This is a genomic window from Streptomyces sp. JLYT201, assembly GCF_059448825.1.
Genome location: NZ_CM182551.1, coordinates 3436784 through 3455586, shown reverse-complemented (window position 1 = coordinate 3455586; position 18803 = coordinate 3436784). Strand labels below are relative to the sequence as shown.

14 protein-coding genes are annotated in these 18803 nt (G+C 73.5%); 5 read left to right on the top strand and 9 right to left on the bottom strand.

What is annotated here, in order from left to right; translation table 11 throughout:
* Positions 1–138: 138 nt before the first annotated feature.
* Positions 139–1188, bottom strand: coding sequence for an LLM class flavin-dependent oxidoreductase (locus AC5WAM_RS13700; RefSeq protein ID WP_495522745.1), 1050 nt, complete (start codon positions 1186–1188; stop codon positions 139–141).
* A gap of 212 nt (positions 1189–1400) precedes the next feature.
* On the opposite strand from AC5WAM_RS13700, the gene AC5WAM_RS13695 reads away from it, so the two are divergent.
* The gene (locus AC5WAM_RS13695; RefSeq protein ID WP_366790217.1) at positions 1401–1733 is read left to right on the top strand and encodes an Rv1322 family protein; all 333 of its coding nucleotides are present in this window, start codon (positions 1401–1403) and stop codon (positions 1731–1733) included.
* Between the two features lie 163 nt (positions 1734–1896).
* Here AC5WAM_RS13695 and AC5WAM_RS13690 read toward each other — a convergent pair whose 3' ends face one another.
* The 7 genes from AC5WAM_RS13690 to mce all read right to left on the bottom strand — a co-directional run bounded on the left by AC5WAM_RS13690 (position 1897) and on the right by mce (position 13022).
* A complete protein-coding gene (locus AC5WAM_RS13690) occupies positions 1897–2739 on the bottom strand; it encodes an ABC transporter permease (RefSeq protein WP_495523582.1) in 843 nt (280 codons plus the stop codon).
* A gap of 176 nt (positions 2740–2915) precedes the next feature.
* Positions 2916–4088, bottom strand: coding sequence for an ABC transporter ATP-binding protein (locus AC5WAM_RS13685; RefSeq protein ID WP_172383842.1), 1173 nt, complete (start codon positions 4086–4088; stop codon positions 2916–2918).
* Between the two features lie 1236 nt (positions 4089–5324).
* The gene (locus AC5WAM_RS13680) at positions 5325–6095 is read right to left on the bottom strand and encodes an ABC transporter permease (RefSeq protein WP_366790202.1); all 771 of its coding nucleotides are present in this window, start codon (positions 6093–6095) and stop codon (positions 5325–5327) included.
* A gap of 6 nt (positions 6096–6101) precedes the next feature.
* Positions 6102–7079, bottom strand: a complete 978-nt coding sequence (locus AC5WAM_RS13675) for an ABC transporter ATP-binding protein (RefSeq protein ID WP_495523581.1) — start codon at positions 7077–7079, stop codon at positions 6102–6104.
* Positions 7080–7202: 123 nt separating this feature from the next.
* The gene (locus AC5WAM_RS13670) at positions 7203–8138 is read right to left on the bottom strand and encodes a coiled-coil domain-containing protein (RefSeq protein WP_030688363.1); all 936 of its coding nucleotides are present in this window, start codon (positions 8136–8138) and stop codon (positions 7203–7205) included.
* 183 nt (positions 8139–8321) lie between these two features.
* Positions 8322–12371, bottom strand: coding sequence for a polarized growth protein Scy (gene scy / locus AC5WAM_RS13665; RefSeq protein WP_495522744.1), 4050 nt, complete (start codon positions 12369–12371; stop codon positions 8322–8324).
* Between the two features lie 210 nt (positions 12372–12581).
* The gene (gene mce / locus AC5WAM_RS13660; RefSeq protein WP_366790200.1) at positions 12582–13022 is read right to left on the bottom strand and encodes a methylmalonyl-CoA epimerase; all 441 of its coding nucleotides are present in this window, start codon (positions 13020–13022) and stop codon (positions 12582–12584) included.
* A 148-nt stretch (positions 13023–13170) separates the two neighbouring features.
* Here mce and AC5WAM_RS13655 point away from each other — a divergent pair, with 148 nt between their 5' ends.
* A complete protein-coding gene (locus tag AC5WAM_RS13655) occupies positions 13171–14373 on the top strand; it encodes an acetyl-CoA C-acetyltransferase (protein ID WP_172383844.1) in 1203 nt (400 codons plus the stop codon).
* A 118-nt stretch (positions 14374–14491) separates the two neighbouring features.
* The gene (gene meaB / locus AC5WAM_RS13650; RefSeq protein ID WP_366790198.1) at positions 14492–15448 is read left to right on the top strand and encodes a methylmalonyl Co-A mutase-associated GTPase MeaB; all 957 of its coding nucleotides are present in this window, start codon (positions 14492–14494) and stop codon (positions 15446–15448) included.
* A 104-nt stretch (positions 15449–15552) separates the two neighbouring features.
* Here the strand turns inward: meaB and AC5WAM_RS13645 are convergent, their stop codons facing one another.
* Positions 15553–16263 carry a PepSY domain-containing protein gene (locus AC5WAM_RS13645; RefSeq protein WP_495522743.1) on the bottom strand — a complete coding sequence of 237 codons (711 nt, stop codon included), beginning with the start codon at positions 16261–16263 and terminating at the stop codon, positions 15553–15555.
* 138 nt (positions 16264–16401) lie between these two features.
* On the opposite strand from AC5WAM_RS13645, the gene AC5WAM_RS13640 reads away from it, so the two are divergent.
* Together AC5WAM_RS13640 and AC5WAM_RS13635 are read left to right on the top strand one after the other, a co-directional pair.
* On the top strand, positions 16402–17076 hold the full coding sequence (locus AC5WAM_RS13640; protein ID WP_366790196.1) for a response regulator transcription factor: 675 nt from the start codon (positions 16402–16404) through the stop codon (positions 17074–17076).
* Positions 17073–18764: a sensor histidine kinase gene (locus AC5WAM_RS13635; RefSeq protein ID WP_495522742.1), complete on the top strand. Its 1692-nt coding sequence runs from the start codon at positions 17073–17075 to the stop codon at positions 18762–18764. The genes AC5WAM_RS13640 and AC5WAM_RS13635 overlap by 4 nt, the downstream gene beginning before the upstream one ends.
* Positions 18765–18803: the final 39 nt, after the last annotated feature.

Here is an 18803-nt window from a genome sequence, read left to right as displayed (position 1 = left end):
GCGGCAGTACCTTTCGCTGGCGGGGGCGCCTTGAACCGTGGGGCCCTGGGGGGTTGGGCTGTTTTCTTCTTCTGCGGGTTGGTTCGGGCTGGGCGCGCAGTTCCCCGCGCCCCTTCGGGGCGCTCTCGTGCGGGGTGGCTACGGTAGCTGGGGGAGCACTTCCGCGCCCAGGCGGCGGATGTTCTCCTCTGTCGTGGTCAGTTCGCCCGAGCCCTCCACGAGGAGTGCGAAGCGGGTGATGCCCGTGCGTTCCGCCGTGGCGGTGATGCGGTCGACGCACACCTGGGGCGTGCCCACCGGATGGATGGCGCACAGCAGTTCCGTGTACGCGAGCGGGGCGCGCATGGCGCGGGCCCGGCCGTCCACCGTGACATGGGCCTCAAGGCCCTGGCGCAGCCAGCCGGGCATCGCCTTCTTGAGGATCTCGGCGGCCTCCACGCGGTGGTCGGCGACCTGGACGACACCCGCCGAGACGTGGGCGGCGGCCGCGACCTCGTCCGGTGTGTGCCCGGCGGCACGCGCGTGCCGGTTCCACAGCGCCACCATTTCGGCCTTCTCCTCGTCGCCCACGTGCATGCCGAGCAGCATCGGCAGTCCGCGGGCCGCGGCGAGGCGGACGCTCGACGGCGAGGTGCAGGCCACGACGATCTCGGGGGCGCGCGGCGGGTCCGGCGCTCCGGCGGACGTGACGGCGCGCTGGAGCCGCGGGACCACGGCGACGTCACGGAAGTCGAAGCGGCCGCCGGGGCCGCCGACCCGCGGCGCGCCGCTCAGCCAGCGCAGCAGCAGGTCGAGCGACTCGGGGAACCCCTGCTCGTACGCGTCGAGCCCGGAGCCGAAGACCTCCAGGTCGACCCAGGGGCCGCCGCGCCCCACGCCGAGCGTGAAGCGGCCGCCGGTGGTGAGGTGCAGCAGCGCGGCCTGCTCGCCGAGCGCCACCGGATGGGCGGTGGGCAGCACGCTCACGGCGGTGCCGACGCGCAGGCGCCGGGTCCGGCCGAGGAGCAGGGCCGCCAGGGTGATCGCGGACGGACACGTGCCGTACGGCACGAAGTGGTGCTCGGCGAGCCAGACGCTGTCGAGGCCCGCCTCCTCGGCCATCTCGGCGGAGCGCACCGCGCGGTGCAGCGCCTCCCCATGGCCCTGGCCGGGGAACTGGGCGGCCAGCACAAAGCTTCCTAAGCGCATCGAACTTCCTGCCTCCTTGGCGCCGACGCGGGCACTCCCTCCTACCGGCAACAACGCGTGACACGTGCCAAGGGCACGGCTTGGCGGGCGGATTGGCAGATTTTCTACGTGGCCTCAGGAGGGTTCGCGGGGCTTGGTGAAGGACACGTACCCGGTCCCGCGGCGCGTAGGCTGGACAGCCCCCGCCCCCTGCGCAACCCGTGAGGTGTCCCGTGTCGCCGCGTCGCAACCGCCCCAAGGGCGCCGGAGAGTCCACGCCGGGCCCGGACACGGAGCCGTCCGGGCGCTACGGCGGTTTCGAGCACACCGAGGACTGGCAGGGCGAGGACTGGACGGTGCGCCGGGTCGCGGGGGCGAGCGCGGCGGGCAAGACGTACCGCTGCCCGGGCTGCGACCAGGAGATCCCGTCCGGCCTCGCGCACGTGGTCGCGTGGCCCGCCTACTCGGGCGTGGACGAGCGGCGACACTGGCACACCGGGTGCTGGAGCGCGAAGGACCGGCGCGGGGTCAAGGAGCGCCGGTCGCGGAACGCGCCGCGGTACTGAGCGCTCCGCCGAAGGCGCCGCGACGGCCCGGCGACCGCCCGCGGGACCGCCGCGGCCGAGCGTGTGCTTCCCCCGTCCGCCGGGCGGTTGTGGCCGTTCGTGGAAACGGCACGGCGCCCCGGCCGTGCGGGCCGGGGCGCCGTGCCGTGGACGCGGGTGCGGGTCAGACGTCGCGCTTCTCCAGGAGGGCGAAGGCGCCCGCGAGCGCGCCCGCCGTGACGACGACGAGCAGCAGCAGCTGCCCGCCGCCACCGCCCTCGAGGCTGGAGTCGATCTTGAAGATCTCGGCGAGCGAGCTGATGGCGTTGTACTTCTCCATCTTCTCGCCCAGCTTCTCGGTGCTCGACCAGATGCCGAGGAACGCCGGCATGATCGCCGGGACGAGCACCAGGCCGAGCATCGTGGTGATCGCACCCGCGGAGTGGCGCAGCATCGAGCCGACGGAGAGCGCGAGCACGCCGAGCAGCGAGACGTACAGGCCGCCCTTGAAGACCGTGTCCATCCACGAGACCTCGCCGACGCCCGGGCCGCTGTGCGCGCCCGAGGCCACCAGGCCCACGAAGAAGATCGAGCCCGCCGAGACGACGAAGGCGAGCACGAAGAAGACCAGGGCCTTCGCCGCGAGGACCCGGGAGCGCTGCGGCGACGCGGTGAAGGTCGTGCGGATCATGCCCGTGCCGTACTCGGACGAGGTGACCAGGACGCCCAGGGTGATCAGGCAGATCTGGCCGAGGATCAGGCCGAAGAACGCCGGGATGGTGAACGGCACGTCCACGTAGTCGGCGTCGTCCGTCTGCGCGACCGCGAGCAGGCCGATGCCGATGACCAGGAGCAGGAAGACGCCGAGCGTCCACATCGTGGAGCGGACCGACTTGATCTTCGTCCACTCCGAGGTGAGGGCGTGGCCGAGGTTGGTCTTCTTGATCGGGATCGGCGAGGTGTACGCGTTGCTCATCGCCTGCTGCCAGGCGGAGGGCGGCGCGGGCACGGCGGGGGCCGGGGCCATCGGCGTCATGCCGGGCTGCGGGGCGCCGTGCGGCGGCTGCGGGGCGGTCGCGACGGCCACGGGCTGCGGGGCCGGGGCCTGCGGCGCGGGGGCCTGCGGTACGGCCGGGGCCTGCTGCGGGGCCGGGGGCTGCTGGGGCGGCTGCGCCTGCGGCTGCTGCGGAGTCTCAGGCGTGGTCATCGGGCTTCCTCGCTGTCGCGCTTGGTCATCTCGGGGGAGGCGGGGGCCTGCGGGGCGGCGTACGGATTCGGCTGCGCGCCCGCGGGTGCGGGCGGTACGCCGGGCGCGCCCTGCGGCATCGCGAAGGGCTGGCCGCCCTGCTGGGGCGGCGGCGGGGCGTACCAGCCCGGCTGGCCCTGCCCCGGCACCGGCATCGGCGGCTGCGGCTGCGCGCCGGGCGGCAGCTGCTCCTGGAGGCCCGCGCGCTGGTCGATCGTCGAGCGGTAGTCCACGGCGCCCTGCGTCATACGCATGTACGCCTCCTCCAGGGAGGCCTGGTGCGGCGACAGCTCCCACAGGCGTACGTCCGCCTGGTGCGCGAGGTCGCTGATGCGGGGCAGCGGCAGACCCGTGACGCGCAGCGCGCCGTCGGGCTCGGGCAGCACCTGGCCGCCGGCCTCGGTGAGCGCGCCGGACAGCTTCTCGCGCTGCTGCGGGTCGGTGTCCGGGGTGCGGACCCGGGCGAAGTCGGCGGAGTTCGCCGAGATGAAGTCCGTGACGCTCATGTCGGCGAGCAGCTGGCCGCGGCCGATCACGATGAGGTGCTCGGCGGTCAGCGCCATCTCGCTCATCAGGTGCGAGGAGACGAAGACCGTACGGCCCTCGGCGGCGAGCGACTTCATCAGGTTGCGCACCCAGAGGATGCCCTCGGGGTCGAGGCCGTTGACCGGCTCGTCGAAGAGCAGCACCTGCGGGTCGCCGAGCAGCGCGGCGGCGATGCCCAGGCGCTGGCCCATGCCGAGCGAGAAGCCCTTGGAGCGCTTCCTGGCCACGTCCTGCAGGCCGACCACGCCGAGCACCTCGTCCACCCGGCGGGCCGGGATGCCGGAGAGCTGCGCGAGGCAGAGCAGGTGGTTGCGGGCGTGCCGGCCGCCGTGCACCGCCTTCGCGTCGAGGAGGGCGCCGACCTGGCGGGGCGCGTTCGGCAGCTTGCGGTACGGGTAGCCGCCGATCGTCACCTGCCCTGCCGAGGGGGCGTCGAGGCCGAGGATCATGCGCATCGTCGTCGACTTGCCGGAGCCGTTCGGGCCCAGGAAGCCGGTCACGGTGCCGGGCCGCACCTGGAAGGAAAGGTTGTACACGGCTGTCTTGGCGCCGTAGCGCTTCGTCAGGCCGACTGCCTCGATCATTCTCCGCACCCATCGAATGGTTCAGGACGTCGGGGCACACGCCCCCGTAAGGGTTAGGAGGATATCTGTGGACTGACGGTTCCGGCCAAGAGCGAGTAAAACGACGGCGGTGTGCGGCACGCCGCCCCGGGCCCTTCAGCCGCCCCTGCCCTCACCCGGGGCGGCCTCCCTCCCTCCGGGGCCCTCTCCCCCCGCTGGGGCCTCTCCTGCGGCGGCTTCTCCCACGGCGGGGGCCTCTCCTGCGGTGGCTCCTCCCTCCGGGGGGCTCCTCCCGCCCACCCGCCCCGTTCCAGCCCCGGCGGCCCGGTCCAGCCCGGCCAGACCCGGCCCAGCCCAGCTCGGCCAGACCTCGACCTGGCGGCCCGGCGGCCCGCCTGCCCCACCGCTATCGCGGCGGGGTCTCCCACCCGCCCACCCGTTCCTGCCCGGTGGCCTGGCCGGGCCCCGGCCTGGCGGCTTGCCCGCCGTCGTCGGCCGTTCCGCCGCTATCGCGGCGGGGTCTCCCACCCGCCCACCCGTTGCTGCCCCGGTGGCCTGGCCGGGCCCCGGCCTGGCGGCTCGCCCGCCGTCGTCGGCTGTCTCCGCCGCTGTCGCGGCGGTTTTCCCACCCGCCCACCCGTGACTGCCCCGGCGGCCCGGCCGAGCCCCGACCTAGCGGCTCACCCGCCGTCGTTCGGCCGATTCGCCGCTGTCGCGGCGGGATCTCCCACCCGTCCCCGTTCCCGCCTCGGCGATGTGGCCAGGCACCGACGTCCTCGCCGCCATCGCGCGGTCTCTCTCCCCGCGAACTGTTTCCGCCTCGGCGGCCTGGTCCGGACCGGCCGTCTGCCTGCTCCCACCCGGTTGCGTGGCCTGGGTGTCTCGTGGGGGTCCGTCCCTGCCGCGGAGGCCCGCTGCCCTGGCGCCCTGGTCCGGCGGCGCTCTGTAGGGGTGGGCGGGCGGGACATCCAGCCCGTCCGGCGTTTGAGGACGAGCGCGGAGCGCGATGGGGGCGGGCGGGTGGGAGCAGGCCCGGGCCCGGGAGGGGGAGCAACGGCAGGTCCTGGGGCGCGAGGCCCGCCGCCGAGGTCGACGGAGCCGCTCCGCCAGGGGAGCCCCCGTCAGGGCAGCCCGCCCGACAGCGAGGCCCCGGCCAGGGGCGGCCCCCGCCAGGGAAGCCCCCCGCCAGGGAGGGCCCCCGCCCAGGGAAGCCCCCCGCCCAGGGAAGCCCCCCGCCCAGGGAAGCCCCCCGTCAGGTCACGCGTCCCGCCTCTTGAGGAGGGCGTAGCCGCCCAGGAGGGCCGCCGCCGTCCACGCGAGCATGATGGCGAGGCCGCCCCACGGACCGTAGGGGGTGTCGTCGTCGAAGGGGGACTTGACCTGCATGATCTTGCTGCCGGCCTGGTCGGGCAGGAAGCGCCCGACCTTCTTCGTGGCGGACACGTTGCCGAGGATGCTGGAGATCAGGAAGAAGAAGGGCATCAGGATGCCGAGGGACAGCATCGGGCTGCGCAGCATGGCGGCCACGCCCATGGAGAACATCGCGATGAGCGTCATGTAGAGGCCGCCGCCGATGACGGCGCGCAGGACCCCGGGGTCGCCCAGGTGGGCCCGGTGCTCGCCGAGCATCGCCTGCCCGGTGAAGAAGGCGAGGAAACTGGTGGCGATCCCGACGGCGAAGGCGAGCAGCGCCGCCACCGCGACCTTGCTGAAGAGGAACGTGGCGCGCTGCGGGACGGCCGCGAGCGAGGTGCGGATCATGCCGGTGCTGTACTCGTTGGAGACGACGAGGACACCGAAGACGATCATGGCGAGCTGGCCGAGCGACATTCCGGCGAAGCTGATGAAGGTCGGGTCGAAGGTGAGCTTGTCGTCGCGGCTGAGGTTGTCGTAGTCGTTCTTGGACAGGGCGCTGATGAGCATGCCGAGGGCGATCGTGACGACGACCGAGAGGCTCAGCGTCCACACGGTCGACGCCACCGAACGGATCTTGGTCCACTCGGACCTGAGGACCTGCGTCGCTGCCATGCGGTGTCACTCTCCCTTCGGGCGCGGCTGCCAGCCCTCGCCCCAGCCGGGGCCGCCGGGCGCCGGGGTTCCCTGGTGGTTGGCGTGCGCGTGGTACTCCACCGACTCGGCGGTGAGCTGCATGAAGGCCTCCTCCAACGAGGCCTGCTGGGGGCTGAGTTCATGGAGTACGAGGTGGTGCGTGGCGGCCAGTTCGCCGAGCTGCTCGGAGCTCGCGCCGTCCACTTCGAGGGTGCCGTTGCCCGCCTCGACGGTGGTGATCCCGGCCTCGTGCAGCACGTCGAGGAGGCGTTCGCGCTGCGGTGAGCGCAGCCGTACGTACGACCGGGAGTTGTCGCGGATGAAGTCCGCCATCGAGGTGTCGGCGAGGAGGCGGCCCTGGCCGATGACCACGAGGTGGTCGGCGGTGAGCGCCATCTCGCTCATCAGGTGCGAGGAGACGAAGACCGTGCGGCCCTGGGCGGCGAGGGACTTCATCAGGTTCCGGATCCAGTGGATGCCCTCGGGGTCGAGGCCGTTGACCGGCTCGTCGAACATCAGGATCTCGGGGTCGCCGAGCAGCGCGCCCGCGATGCCGAGCCGCTGGCCCATGCCGAGCGAGAAGCCCTTGGCCTTCTTCCCGGCCACGGCCGTGAGGCCCACGGTGTCCAGGACCTCGTGGACGCGCGAGCGGGGGATGCCGTTGGACTGCGCCAGACACAGCAGGTGGTTGAAGGCGCTGCGGCCGCCGTGCATGGCCTTGGCGTCCAGGAGCGCGCCGATGTAGGTGAGCGGGTCCTTCAGCTGCGCGTAGTGCTTGCCGTCGATGCGCACGTCGCCCGCGGTGGGGTTGTCGAGGCCCAGCATCATCCGCATGGTCGTGGACTTGCCCGCGCCGTTCGGCCCGAGGAAGCCCGTGACGAGACCCGGTCTGACGGTGAAGGTGAGGTTGTTGACCGCCACCTTCTCGCCGTACCGCTTGGTCAGCCCTTCGAGCTCGATCACGCCGCCACCTCGATCACGCACGGAACCCGATCATGCCGACACGCTAAAACGCGATGGAGCCCCCTGCCACTCGAGGTGGCAGGGGGCTCCATCGCGTTCACCCCGTGGTTGCTCCTATCCGCGTCAGCGGCTCTGCTGTGCCGGAACCCCCCGCGAGATCGGCTCGTCCTCGGTGGGCGTGCTCGCCGCGGCCACGGCGGCACCGGTGAGCGTCGCGAGCATCTCGCGGACGTTCGTCAGCTGGGCGTTGATGGAGTCGCGGCGGTTGGTGAGCGCCGCGAGCTCGCGCTCGGACTCGCTGCGGATGCGGTCCGCCTTGGCGTTCGCGTCCGCGACGATGTCCTCGGCCTGGCGCTGCGCGGTCTCCACCGTCTGGCGGGCGCGGCGCTCGGCGTCGGTGCGCAGCTTCTCGGCCTCCAGGCGCAGCTGCTCCGCGCGGTGCTCGATCTCCGCGAGGCGCTTCTCGGCCTTGGCCTGACGCGAGGCCAGGTCGCGCTCGGACTGGTCGCGCCGCTTGGCGAGGTTCGTCTCGAAGTCGGCGGCGGCCTGGGCGGCCTTGGCGCGGGTCTCCTCGAAGAGGGCGTCCGCCTCCTCGCGCTTGGACTGCGCGTCCTTCTGCGCCTCGGCACGCAGCGCGTTCGCCTCGCCCTTGGCCTTCTCGACGATGCGGACGCCCTCGTCCTCGGCCTTCGCCTTGCGCTCGGCGGCGAACGACTCGGCGTCGTTGCGCACCTGCTGGGCGGCCGACTCGGCCAGCTCGCGGTGCTGTTCGGCCGCGCGCCGGGCCTCCTCGCGCAGGTCCTTCGCCTCTTCCTCGGCGAGGCGCAGGATCTTCTCGACGCGGGCCCCGAGCCCGGCGTACGACGGCTCGGCGTCGGCGACCTGGGCCTGGGCGTTCTGCGTTTCGAGGTGGAGTTCCTCGATGCGCTTTTCCAGAGCAGTGATTCGGGTGAGAGCGGAGTCTCGGTCGGAGACGAGCTTGGAGATACGTTCGTCCACCTGAGCGCGGTCGTACCCACGCCGCACAAGCTCGAAGCCGTAGGGGGAAGTGTCGCTCATGGGGTTCCTGTCGAATGAGACCGGGTGAGGTGATAGAGGGAATCCTAGGGGGCGTTGCGGCGTGTCATCGAGCGTATGCCCGTTTGATCTGGAGAATGACACCCCTTTTGAGTGGCTAACCGGCAGAGCCCTTGCCAGCGACAGGGCCGAAGGTCCCGGCCCAGCACGGAAAGGGCTCCGTGGCTAGCCCTCTGACTGCTTGCCACCCGAACGTGTAGCCCCCGCTGCGGCCCCCGCCTTGACGCCCGCGTCCTTGCCGCCGCCCTGTGGGGCCTCAAACGATTCCAACGCCTCGAGCACGTCCTGGACACGGGAGATCTCCGCATTGATGTCCGCGCGACGCCGGACGAGGACCTCCAGTTCGCGCTTGCCCTCGTCGACCGTGCGCTCGGCCTCGGCCCGCGCCTCGGCGTGGATCCGCTCGCCCTCGCGCACCAGCTCGGCCTTCTTCTGCTCGGCCTCCTTCAGCAGCCCCTCGGCCTTCTTCACCGCCGCGATGCGCACCTTGCTCGCCTCGGAGTTGGCGTCCGACAGCAGCTCCTCGGACTTCGCCTTCGCCTCGGCCAGCTGCTCCTCGGCGGCCTTCACCAGGGCGTCGCAGCGCTCGCCCGCCGACTTCATGGCCTCGGCCGACTCGCGCCGGGCCCGCTCGTGCAGCTCCTCGATCTCCGTCGTGACGCGGCTGCGGTGCTCCTCGGAGCGCTCCCTTATCGCGGTGGCGTCCCGGCGCGCGCCGACGAGCAGCTCGTCGGCGTCCGTACGCGACTTCTCCACCAGGGTGTTGCCCTCGACCGTGGCCTCGGCGACGATCCGCTCGGCCTCCTTGCGGGCCGCGCCGACCATCGTGTCCGCCTGCGTCTCGGCGTCCGTCGTCGCCTTGAGCGCCTTCTCCTGGGCGTCCGCGATCAGCTTCTCGGCCTCGGACGTGGCCTCGGTGATGAGCGTGTCGACCTGCTCCGCGGCTTCCGTACGCCGCTTGTTGGCGGCCTGGCGCGCCTCGTCCAGGGTGCGCTCGGCCTCCGCGCGCGCCTCGCTCAGGATCCGCTCGGCCTCGGCCTGCGCCTCCTGCTTGACGCGCTCCGACTCCGTGCGGATGCGCTCGGCGTGCTGCTGCGCGGAGCCGACGGTTTCGGCCGCCTCGGCGCGCAGCCGCTCGGCGTCGCCGGTCGCGTCCGAGATCAGCCGCTCGGCCGCGGCCACCGCCTCGGCGCGCACGCGCTCGGCCTCGGCGGCCGTCTCGGTGGTGAGGCGCTCCGCTTCGGCGATCGCCTCGGTGCGCACGCGCTCGGCTTCGGCCGCCGTCTCGCTGGTGAGGCGCTCGGCGGCGGCGACGGACTCCGCGCGCACGCGCTCCGCCTCGGTGGCCGTCTCGGTGGTGAGGCGCTCCGCTTCGGCGATCGCCTCGGTGCGCACGCGCTCGGCTTCGGCGGCCGTCTCGGTGGTGAGGCGCTCGGCCTCGCTGCGGGCCTCGCCGATCAGCGTGTCCGCCTGGTTCGCGGCGTCTCCGCGGATGCGGTTGGCGTCCTCGCGGGCGTCGGCGCGGGTGCGGGCGGCGTCCTGGTCGGCCTGCGCGATGGTGTCCGAGGCCTCCGTGCGCACCCGCTGGGCGTGCTCGGCGGCGTCGGAGCGCATCCGGTCGGCCTCGGCGATCGCCTCCGCGACGGTGTGCTCGGCGAGCGCCTTGGCGGCCTCCGCCGCCTCGGCGGACTCCCGCCGCACCCGGCTCGCGTCCTCACCGGCGCGCTCCCGCTCGGCGTATGCGTCGGCGCGGACGCGGTCCGCCTCCTCCTGCGCCTCGGTGCGGGTGCGCTCCGCCGCGTGCTCGGCGGCCGAGCGCAGGCCCGTGATCTCCTCCTGGGCCTGCTCGTGCAGACCCGCCACGGAGTCCCGTACGGACTGGGCCTGCTGCTCGGCGGCCGACACCAGCTCCGTGGCGCGCGCCTCGGCCTCCTCGGCCAGGCGGTGCGCCTCGGCGTCGGCCTCCTCCACGCGTTTGCGCGCCGCGGCGAGCAGCTCCTCGCTCTGCTCGCGGGCCCGCTCCCGCTCCTGGTCGGCCTCCGCACGCGCGCCGCCGAGCGTCTCCTCGGCCTCGCGGCGGCGCCGGGCCGCCTCCTCCTGCGCGGCCGCGAGCGCCTCGGCGGCCTCGGCCGCGACGCGCTCGGCGGCGGCCGCCGCCTCCGCGCGCACCCGGTCCGCGGTCTCCTGCGCCTCCGTCTTGAGGCGCTCCGCCTCCGCTGCGGCCTCGGAGCGCAGCCGCACCGCGACGTTCTCGCCCTCGGCGCGCGCCTGCGAGGCGTCCGCCGCGGCCTCGTCGCGCAGCCGCTCGGCCTCGGCCTCGGCCTGCGACTGGAGGGTGCGGACGCGCTCGGCGGCCTCCGTGCGCTGCCGCTCGGTCTCCTCGGCGGCCTCGCGCCGCATCAGCTCGGCGTCCGCGCGCGCCTCGGTCAGCGTCCGCTCGGCCGCGGTGAGTTTGTCGTCGGCCTCCGTCCGCAGCCGGGCCAGCTCCGCCTCGGCCTCGGCCGTCCGGGCCGCGACGGCGCGCTCGGCCTCCTCGCGCAGCTCCCGCGCGACCGTCTCCGCCTCGGCCTTGACGGCCTCGGCCTGTTCGTTGACCTCCGTGCGGTGCCGCTCGGCCTCCGCGCGGGTGCGCTCCAGGGTCTCCTCGGCCTGCTGGCGAAGGGACGTGGCGCGCTCGACGGCCTCGGCGCGGACCCGCTCGGCCTCGGCGGTCGCGGACTGGCGGGCCTCGGCCGCGTCCGCCTTGGCCTTGGTCAGCAGCTCCTCGGCGGACCGGGCCGCCTCCTCGATCTGCTGGACGGCCTCGCGGCGCGCCTCGCCGCGGATCCTCTCGCCCTCGGCGACCGCGTCGGCCCGCAGCTGCTCGGCCTCGCCGCGCAGCCGGCGCGCCTCCTCCTGGAGCTCGACGGTCTTGGCGCGGTACTCCTTGGTGTCGTCCTTCGCCGCGCCCTTGAGCTGCTCGGCGATGTCGTGCGCCTCGCTGCGCAGCCGGTCCGCCTCGGCCTCGGCCTCGGCGCGGACCCGCTCGGCCTCCTCGGCGGCGGCGCGCGTGGTCGCGGTCGCCTCCTCGGAGGCCTTGGTCAGGACCTCCTCGGCGGTCCGCGCGGCCTTCGCGATCTCGGACGCGGTCTCCTCTGCGGTGATCGAGCGGGCCTTCTCGGCGGCCTCCGCGATCAGCTTCTCGGCCTCGGCGGCGGCGTCCGCCAGTTTCTGCTCGGCCTCCGCCTTGGCGGCCTCGGCCTCCTTCGTGGCCTCGCCGACGAGGCGGGCGACCTGCTCCTTCGCCGTCCGCGTGCGCTGCTCGCCCGCGGCCTCGGCGGCGGCGAGCTGCTTGGCCGCGGCCTCCTTGGCCCCGGCGACGAGCTTGTCCGACTCGGCGCGCGCCGCGCGCAGGGCGGCCTCGGCGTCGGCCATGCGCTGCTCGGCGGCCCGGCTCAGCTCGGTGGCCTGGCGGCGCGCCTGGTCGGCCTCGGCGGCGGTGGACGAGCGCAGCGCCTCCGCGTGGTCGGCGGCCTCCTGGGCCTGCGTCGACGCGGCGTTCAGCAGGCGCTCGGCGTCGGTGCGGGCCCGGCGCAGGAGCGCTTCGGCCTCCGCGCGGGCGCTATCGGCGTCCGCGGCGAGGCGCTGCCGGCCCGCCTCGGCGAGCCGCTCGGTCTCGGCGCGGGCGGCGGCGAGCGCCTGTTCGGCCTCGGCGCGGGACTCGTCGAGCAGCCGGCGGGCCTGCTGCTCGCTGCGGGCGCGCAGCTGCTCGGCCCACGCCACGTTCTCGTTGACGTGGGACTCGACGGTCTGGCGGCGTTCGTTCAGCTCCTGGTCGAGCTGCTGGCGCCGGGAGACGGCCTCCGTGTGCAGCTCGGCCTGGAGCCGGGCCTGCTGCTCGGCGTGCTCCTGGAGGATGCGCTGCGTCTGGGCGCGGGCCTCGCGCAGCTCGCGCTCGGCGTCGGCGCGCAGCTGCTCGGCCTGGATCTGGGCGTTCCGCAGCAGCTGCTCGGCCTGATAGCCCATGTCCGCGCTGTCGTAGGCAGGGCGGGACGCGAGGTTGCGGCGCGCCTCGTGCAGCTTGGCGCGCAACACCTCGACCTGGTAGCCGAGGTCCTCGGCGTGCTGGACGGCCTTCTCCCGGTCGGTCTTCAGCCGGTCCATCTCGGCTTCGAACCGTGAGAGATGGTCGGCCTCAGCCGGTCGTCGGCTGTCCTGGCTCTCGTAGCCCCGCACTGCGCGGTCCCATCCGTCCCCTGGTCGCAAGTCTTAGACGTACGAGCCTCGCCCATCCCGCGAACAAGGCCCCCGGGGAATGGTGTCAGATCAACAGCGGAGCTCGGGCTGCTGCCCCGACGCTCGTCCCCCGAAACCCGGACCCCGGCAAGCGACCGCCCAAGGTTCGGACGGCCGCCACTAACCCTACCGGCCCCGAGTAACGGGAGGTCAGTGCTCCGGCTGTTCGGCGGACGCGGACGTGACGAGTTCGGTGAGGACGCCGTGGCAGTCCTTGGGGTGCAGGAAAGTGATGCGCGACCCCATCGAACCGATGCGCGGCTGCTCGTACAGCACGCGCACGCCCTTGTCGCGGATGGCCTCCGCGTCGCCGTCGACGTCCGCGGTGCCGAAGGCGATGTGGTGCACGCCCTCGCCGTTCTTGGCCAGCCACTTGCCGACCGCCGAGTCCTCCCGGATCGGCTCCAGGAGCTGGAGGTAGGAGGCGCCGCCGTCCGAGGTCTCGTTGATCTTCAGCATGGCCTCGCGCACCCCCTGTTCCTCGTTGACCTCGGTGTGGAACACCTCGAAGCCGTACGTCGCGCGATAGAACTCGACCGTCGCGTCGAGGTCCTTGCAGGCGATCCCGATGTGATCAATTCGCGTCAGCATGGTTCAAGTGCAGCGCCTGCGGCCGTGATTACGCAACGTGCGCGCGATCACACTCGCCTCCCGGTGACGGGCGCCGTACCGCTCAGTACATTCGAGTAAACCCTCGTTCACATCTCCTCAGCTCGCCAGCTGGAAGGGGCCGTGCCACATGTCTGGAACGACCGGAACCACCTCAGTGATCGTCGCGGGCGCGCGCACGCCCATGGGGCGACTGCTCGGCTCACTCAAGTCCTTCACCGGCGCCGACCTGGGCGGATTCGCGATCAAGGCGGCCCTCGACCGGGCGGGCATCGGCGGTGACCAGGTGCAGTACGTGATCATGGGTCAGGTGCTTCAGGCCGGGGCGGGGCAGATCCCGGCGCGCCAGGCCGCGGTCAAGGCGGGCATCCCGATGAGCGTCCCCGCACTCACCGTGAACAAGGTGTGCCTCTCCGGCCTCGACGCCATCGCGCTCGCGGACCAGCTGATCCGCGCCGGTGAGTTCGACGTCGTGGTCGCGGGCGGCCAGGAGTCGATGACCAACGCCCCGCACCTGCTCCCCAAGTCGCGCGAGGGCCACAAGTACGGCGCGATCGAGATGCTCGACGCGATGGCGTACGACGGCCTCACCGACCCCTTCGAGTCCATCGCCATGGGCGAGTCGACCGAGAAGCACAACACCCGGCTCGGCATCCGGCGCCCCGAGCAGGACGAGATCGGCGCCCTGTCGCACCAGCGCGCGGCCGCCGCCCAGAAGAACGGCGTGTTCGACGCCGAGATCACGCCCGTCGAGGTGCCGCAGCGCAAGGGCGACCCGGTGCTCGTCGCCAAGGACGAGGGCATCCGGGCCGAGACCACCGTCGAGACGCTCGGCAAGCTGCGCCCCGCCTTCGGCAAGGACGGCACGATCACGGCGGGCACCGCCTCGCAGATCTCGGACGGCGCCGCGGCCGTCGTCGTCATGAGCAAGGCCAAGGCCGAGGAGCTCGGCCTCGCGTGGATCGCCGAGATCGGGGCACACGGCAACGTGGCCGGGCCGGACAACTCCCTGCAGTCCCAGCCGTCCAACGCGATCCTGCACGCCCTGAAGAAGGAGGGCCTGGGCGTCGACGACCTCGACCTCATCGAGATCAACGAGGCGTTCGCGGCCGTCGCGGTCCAGTCAATGAAGGACCTCGGGGTGTCCACGGAAAAGGTGAACGTCAACGGCGGCGCCATTGCCCTGGGTCACCCGATCGGGATGTCCGGCGCGCGGCTCGTCCTGCACCTGGCCCTGGAGCTCAAGCGGCGCGGCGGCGGGGTCGGCGCGGCCGCGCTGTGCGGCGGCGGCGGGCAGGGCGACGCGCTCATCCTGAAGGTCTCCAAGAGCTGAGGCCCCGGCGCCCCCTTCCGGGACCCCTCCGCGCCCTCGGCGCATCTCTTCGCACCCCTTCGCATCTCTTCGCATCCCCTTCGTGTCTTCGGAGACGTACGTACGGAACGGAGCCGCAATGCAGGACGTCCCCTCCCTGGTGGCGCAGGCCCGCGAGGGCAGGCCACGGGCCGTGGCCCGGCTGATCTCGCTGGTGGAGGGGGCGTCGCCGCAGCTGCGCGAAGTGATGGCGGCCCTCGCGCCGCTGGCCGGGCACGCGTACGTCGTGGGCCTGACCGGCTCGCCGGGCGTCGGCAAGTCCACGTCGACCTCCGCGCTGGTGAGCGCGTACCGGCGGGCCGGGAAGCGGGTGGGGGTCCTCGCCGTCGACCCCTCGTCCCCGTTCTCCGGCGGCGCGCTGCTCGGCGACCGCGTCCGCATGTCCGAGCACGCCTCCGACCCCGGCGTCTACATCCGCTCCATGGCGACCCGGGGGCACCTGGGCGGGCTCGCCTGGGCCGCGCCCCAGGCCATCCGGGTGCTCGACGCCGCGGGCTGCGACGTGGTCCTCGTCGAGACGGTCGGCGTCGGCCAGTCCGAGGTCGAGATCGCCTCGCAGGCCGACACCTCCGTGGTCCTCCTCGCGCCCGGGATGGGCGACGGCATCCAGGCCGCGAAGGCCGGGATCCTGGAGATCGGCGACGTGTACGTGGTCAACAAGGCCGACCGCGACGGCGCGGACGCGACCGCGCGCGAGCTCAACCACATGCTGGGGCTCGGGGAGGCGCGCACGCCCGGGGACTGGCGGCCGCCCATCGTCAAGACCGTCGCCGCGCGCGGCGAGGGGACCGACGAGGTCGTCGAGGCCCTGGAGAAGCACCGGGCGTGGATGGAGGAGCGGGGGGTCCTCGCCGCGCGGCGGGTCTCCCGGGCGGCCCGTGAGATCGAGACGATCGCCGTCACTGCGCTGCGGGAGCGGATCTCCGACCTGCACGGGGACGTGCGGCTCGGGGCGCTCGCCGAGCGGATCGTCGCGGGTGAGCTGGACCCGTACGCGGCGGCGGACTCCCTGGTGGAGGGCCTGACGGCGGGCTAGGCCCGGCACGGCCCGCGCTTCGGGGAGCCGGGGCCGGGCGAGGGAAACCCCGCCGCGGGGGACGGCGGGGTGGTGGGGGAGGCGCGGGGCTCCGCACCGGGCGGTCAGTCGTCCAGGGGGCCGGGGGTGACCTCGGCGGAGGTGAGGTTCACGAGCCAGTGCGTCCCGGCGCCCTTGGCGGACACCGTCTCCACCTCCCAGGCGCCCTTGCCGCCGGCCTCGTCCTCAAGGTCGACCGACGTCACCGTGCCCTTGCCGGCGGCGGCCTTCGCCGCGTCGGCCGCGGAGACCGAGGAGCCCTTCAGCGCGGCGCCGGCCTCGGCCGCGTCCTCGGCGTCCTTCTCGGTGTGGGAGCCGAGCACCTTGCCCGTACCGGGGTCGACGTGCACGCTGTGCCAGGTGGAGCCGTCCTTGCCGAGGACGTCGACGTCCCAGACCAGGCCGCCGTCGTCGGAGTCCAGCTCGGCGGAGACGGCGGTGCCGCTCGCGGACCTGAGCGCGGCGGCGATCGCGTCGGCTGCGCTCACCTTGGCTGCCTTGGCCTCGGCGGCGTCCCGGGCGTCCTCGTCCCGGTCGTCCTTGTCGTCGTCGTCACGGTCGTCGTCACGGTCTTCGTATCGGTCGTCGTCGTATCGGTCGTCGCCCCGGACCTCCGTGCCGCGCGCGCCGCCGTCGTCCTTCAGCTGGACGCTCGACTTCTGCGCCGACGAGGCCGAGGAGCTCTCACCGTCGCCGCTGAGCGCGAAGGTCGTGGCCGTCCCGCCCCCGATGAGTGCGGCGGCCGCGACGGTGGCGATGACGATGTTGCGCTTCATGAGGGTGTCCTCCCGAGTGGCTGGCCCCGCCGTTCCGGGGCCGTCCGTTCCGATGGGAAACACGCTGCCTGAACGTTCCTGAAGCCCCCCTGAAGACACCTGAAGATTTCTTCAGGCGGGCTCCGGCATCCTGAGGGCATGCGTCTGTTGATCGTCGAGGACGAGAAGCGTCTGGCCCTGTCCCTGGCCGGGGGCCTGACCGCCGAGGGCTACGCCGTCGACGTCGTCCACGACGGCGTCGACGGTCTGCACCGCGCCACGGAGGGCACGTACGACCTGGTCATCCTGGACATCATGCTGCCGGGCATGAACGGCTACCGGGTCTGCTCCACCCTGCGCGCCGCGGGCAACGACGTACCGATCCTGATGCTGACCGCCAAGGACGGCGAGTACGACGAGGCCGAGGGCCTGGACACGGGCGCCGACGACTACCTCACCAAGCCCTTCAGCTACGTCGTCCTGGTCGCCCGCGTGAAGGCGCTGCTGCGCCGCCGCGCCGCGGCCCCCTCGCCGGTGCACCGGATCGGCGGGCTGCGGATCGACACGGCCGCGCGCCGCGTCGTCCGCGAGGGGGACGCCGGGGACACCGAGGTCGCCCTGACGGCGAAGGAGTTCGCCGTCCTGGAGCAGCTGCTGCTGCGCGTCGGCCAGGTGGTGTCCAAGGCGGAGATCCTGGAGCACGTCTGGGACTTCGCGTACGAGGGCGATCCGAACATCGTCGAGGTGTACGTGAGCGCGCTGCGCCGCAAGCTGGGCGCACCGCTGATCAAGACGGTCCGCGGTGCCGGCTACCGCCTGGAGGCCCCGCGATGAGCCGCCGCTCCGGTCGCTTCCCCCGCTCCCGTCGCTTCCGCCCCTTCGCCTCGGTGCGCGCCCGCGCGACCGCGGCGGCGACCGTCGTCGTGGCCCTCGCCCTGGTCGCCGCGGGCACCGCCGTGCTGCTCGCGATCCGGTCCGGCCTCGTCGAGCAGGCCGACGCGCAGGCCGGGTCCGCCGCCCGGAAGGTGGCGTCCGAGCTGGCCATCGGCACCCCGTACGACAAGCTCGACCTGTCCGACGACGACCATCCCGTACGGGTCCTGAACGAGGACGGCCGGGTCGTCGCGCACACCGAGGACCTGGAGCGGCTGAACGGCGAGCGCGTCGGGGACGCGCGCCCCGAGCCGAAGGCCCCTTCCGCCCCGCCCGCCGCCAAGGACTCGAAGGACACCAAGGGCACCGAGGGCCCCGAGGGCACCGAGGAATCCGACAACTCCGACGACTCCGATGACTCGGACGACTCCGACGGCTCGGATGACTCGGACGACGCCGCGGAGGAGAAGGAGGACAAGGAAGAGGCCGCCGAGGACGCCGCCGAGAGGGCTGACGGCTCTGAGGACTCCGACGACGGGTCCGACGACGACTCCCTCAAGCCCGGTGAGATCGACGACGAGACCCGGATCACCGAGCGCTCCGCGACCGTCGACGGCGACACGGAGGAGTACCGATTCGCCGCCGTCCGCGTGAACACGGACTCGAAGGGTGAGCTGACCGTCGACGCGGGTGCCCCGCTGACCGCCGAACGGAGCGCCGTCACCACCGCGCTGACCGCGATGCTGATCGGCTTCCCCGTGCTCCTGGCCGTGATCGCGGCCGTGACCTGGCTGGTCACGCGCCGCGCGCTGCGGCCCGTCGACGCGATCCGCGGGGAGATGGCCGCCATCACCGCGTCCGAGGACCTGGCGCGGCGGGTGCCCGAGCCGGACACGCACGACGAGATCGCGCGGCTGGCCCGCACCACCAACGAGACGCTCGCCGCCCTCCAGGCCTCCGTGGAGCGGCAGCGCCGCTTCGTCGCCGACGCCTCGCACGAGCTGCGCAGCCCCATCGCCTCGCTGCGCACCCAGCTCGAAGTGGGCGCCGCACACCCGGAGTTGCTGGACGTGGCCGGTGCCGTCGAGGACACCGTGCGGCTTCAGGAGCTGGCCGCCGACCTGCTGCTGCTCGCCCGTCTGGACGCCGGGGAGAAGCCGGGGCAGGGCCGGGTGGAGCTCGCGGCCCTGGCCCGTGAGGAGCTGTCGCAGCGCCCGGCGGACCGCGTTCCGGTCGCGACGGTCCTGGAGAGCGCCGAAGTGGCCGGATCCCGTGGGCAGTTGGCCCGTGTCCTCGGCAATCTGGTGACCAATGCCCAGCGGCACGCCCGGTCGCGGATCACCGTCACCACCCGGACCGAAGGGGCCTGGGCGGTCCTGGAGGTGGCCGACGACGGGAACGGGGTGCCGGCGGCGGAGCGCGAGCGGATCTTCGAGCGGTTCGTGCGTCTGGATGACGCGCGGAGCCGGGACGAGGGCGGCGCGGGCCTGGGTCTCGCCATCGCCCGCGACGTGGCCGTGCGGCACGGTGGCACCCTCACGGTCGACGAGGTCCCTGGGGGCGGCGCCCGGTTCGTCCTGCGCCTGCCGCGAGTGCGCCCCGAAGGGGCGCGGGGAACTGCGCGCTCAGCCAAGGACCACCGGCACTGAGCGACACGCGAGCCGAGCCCCCCTGGATCCGCCAAGGCA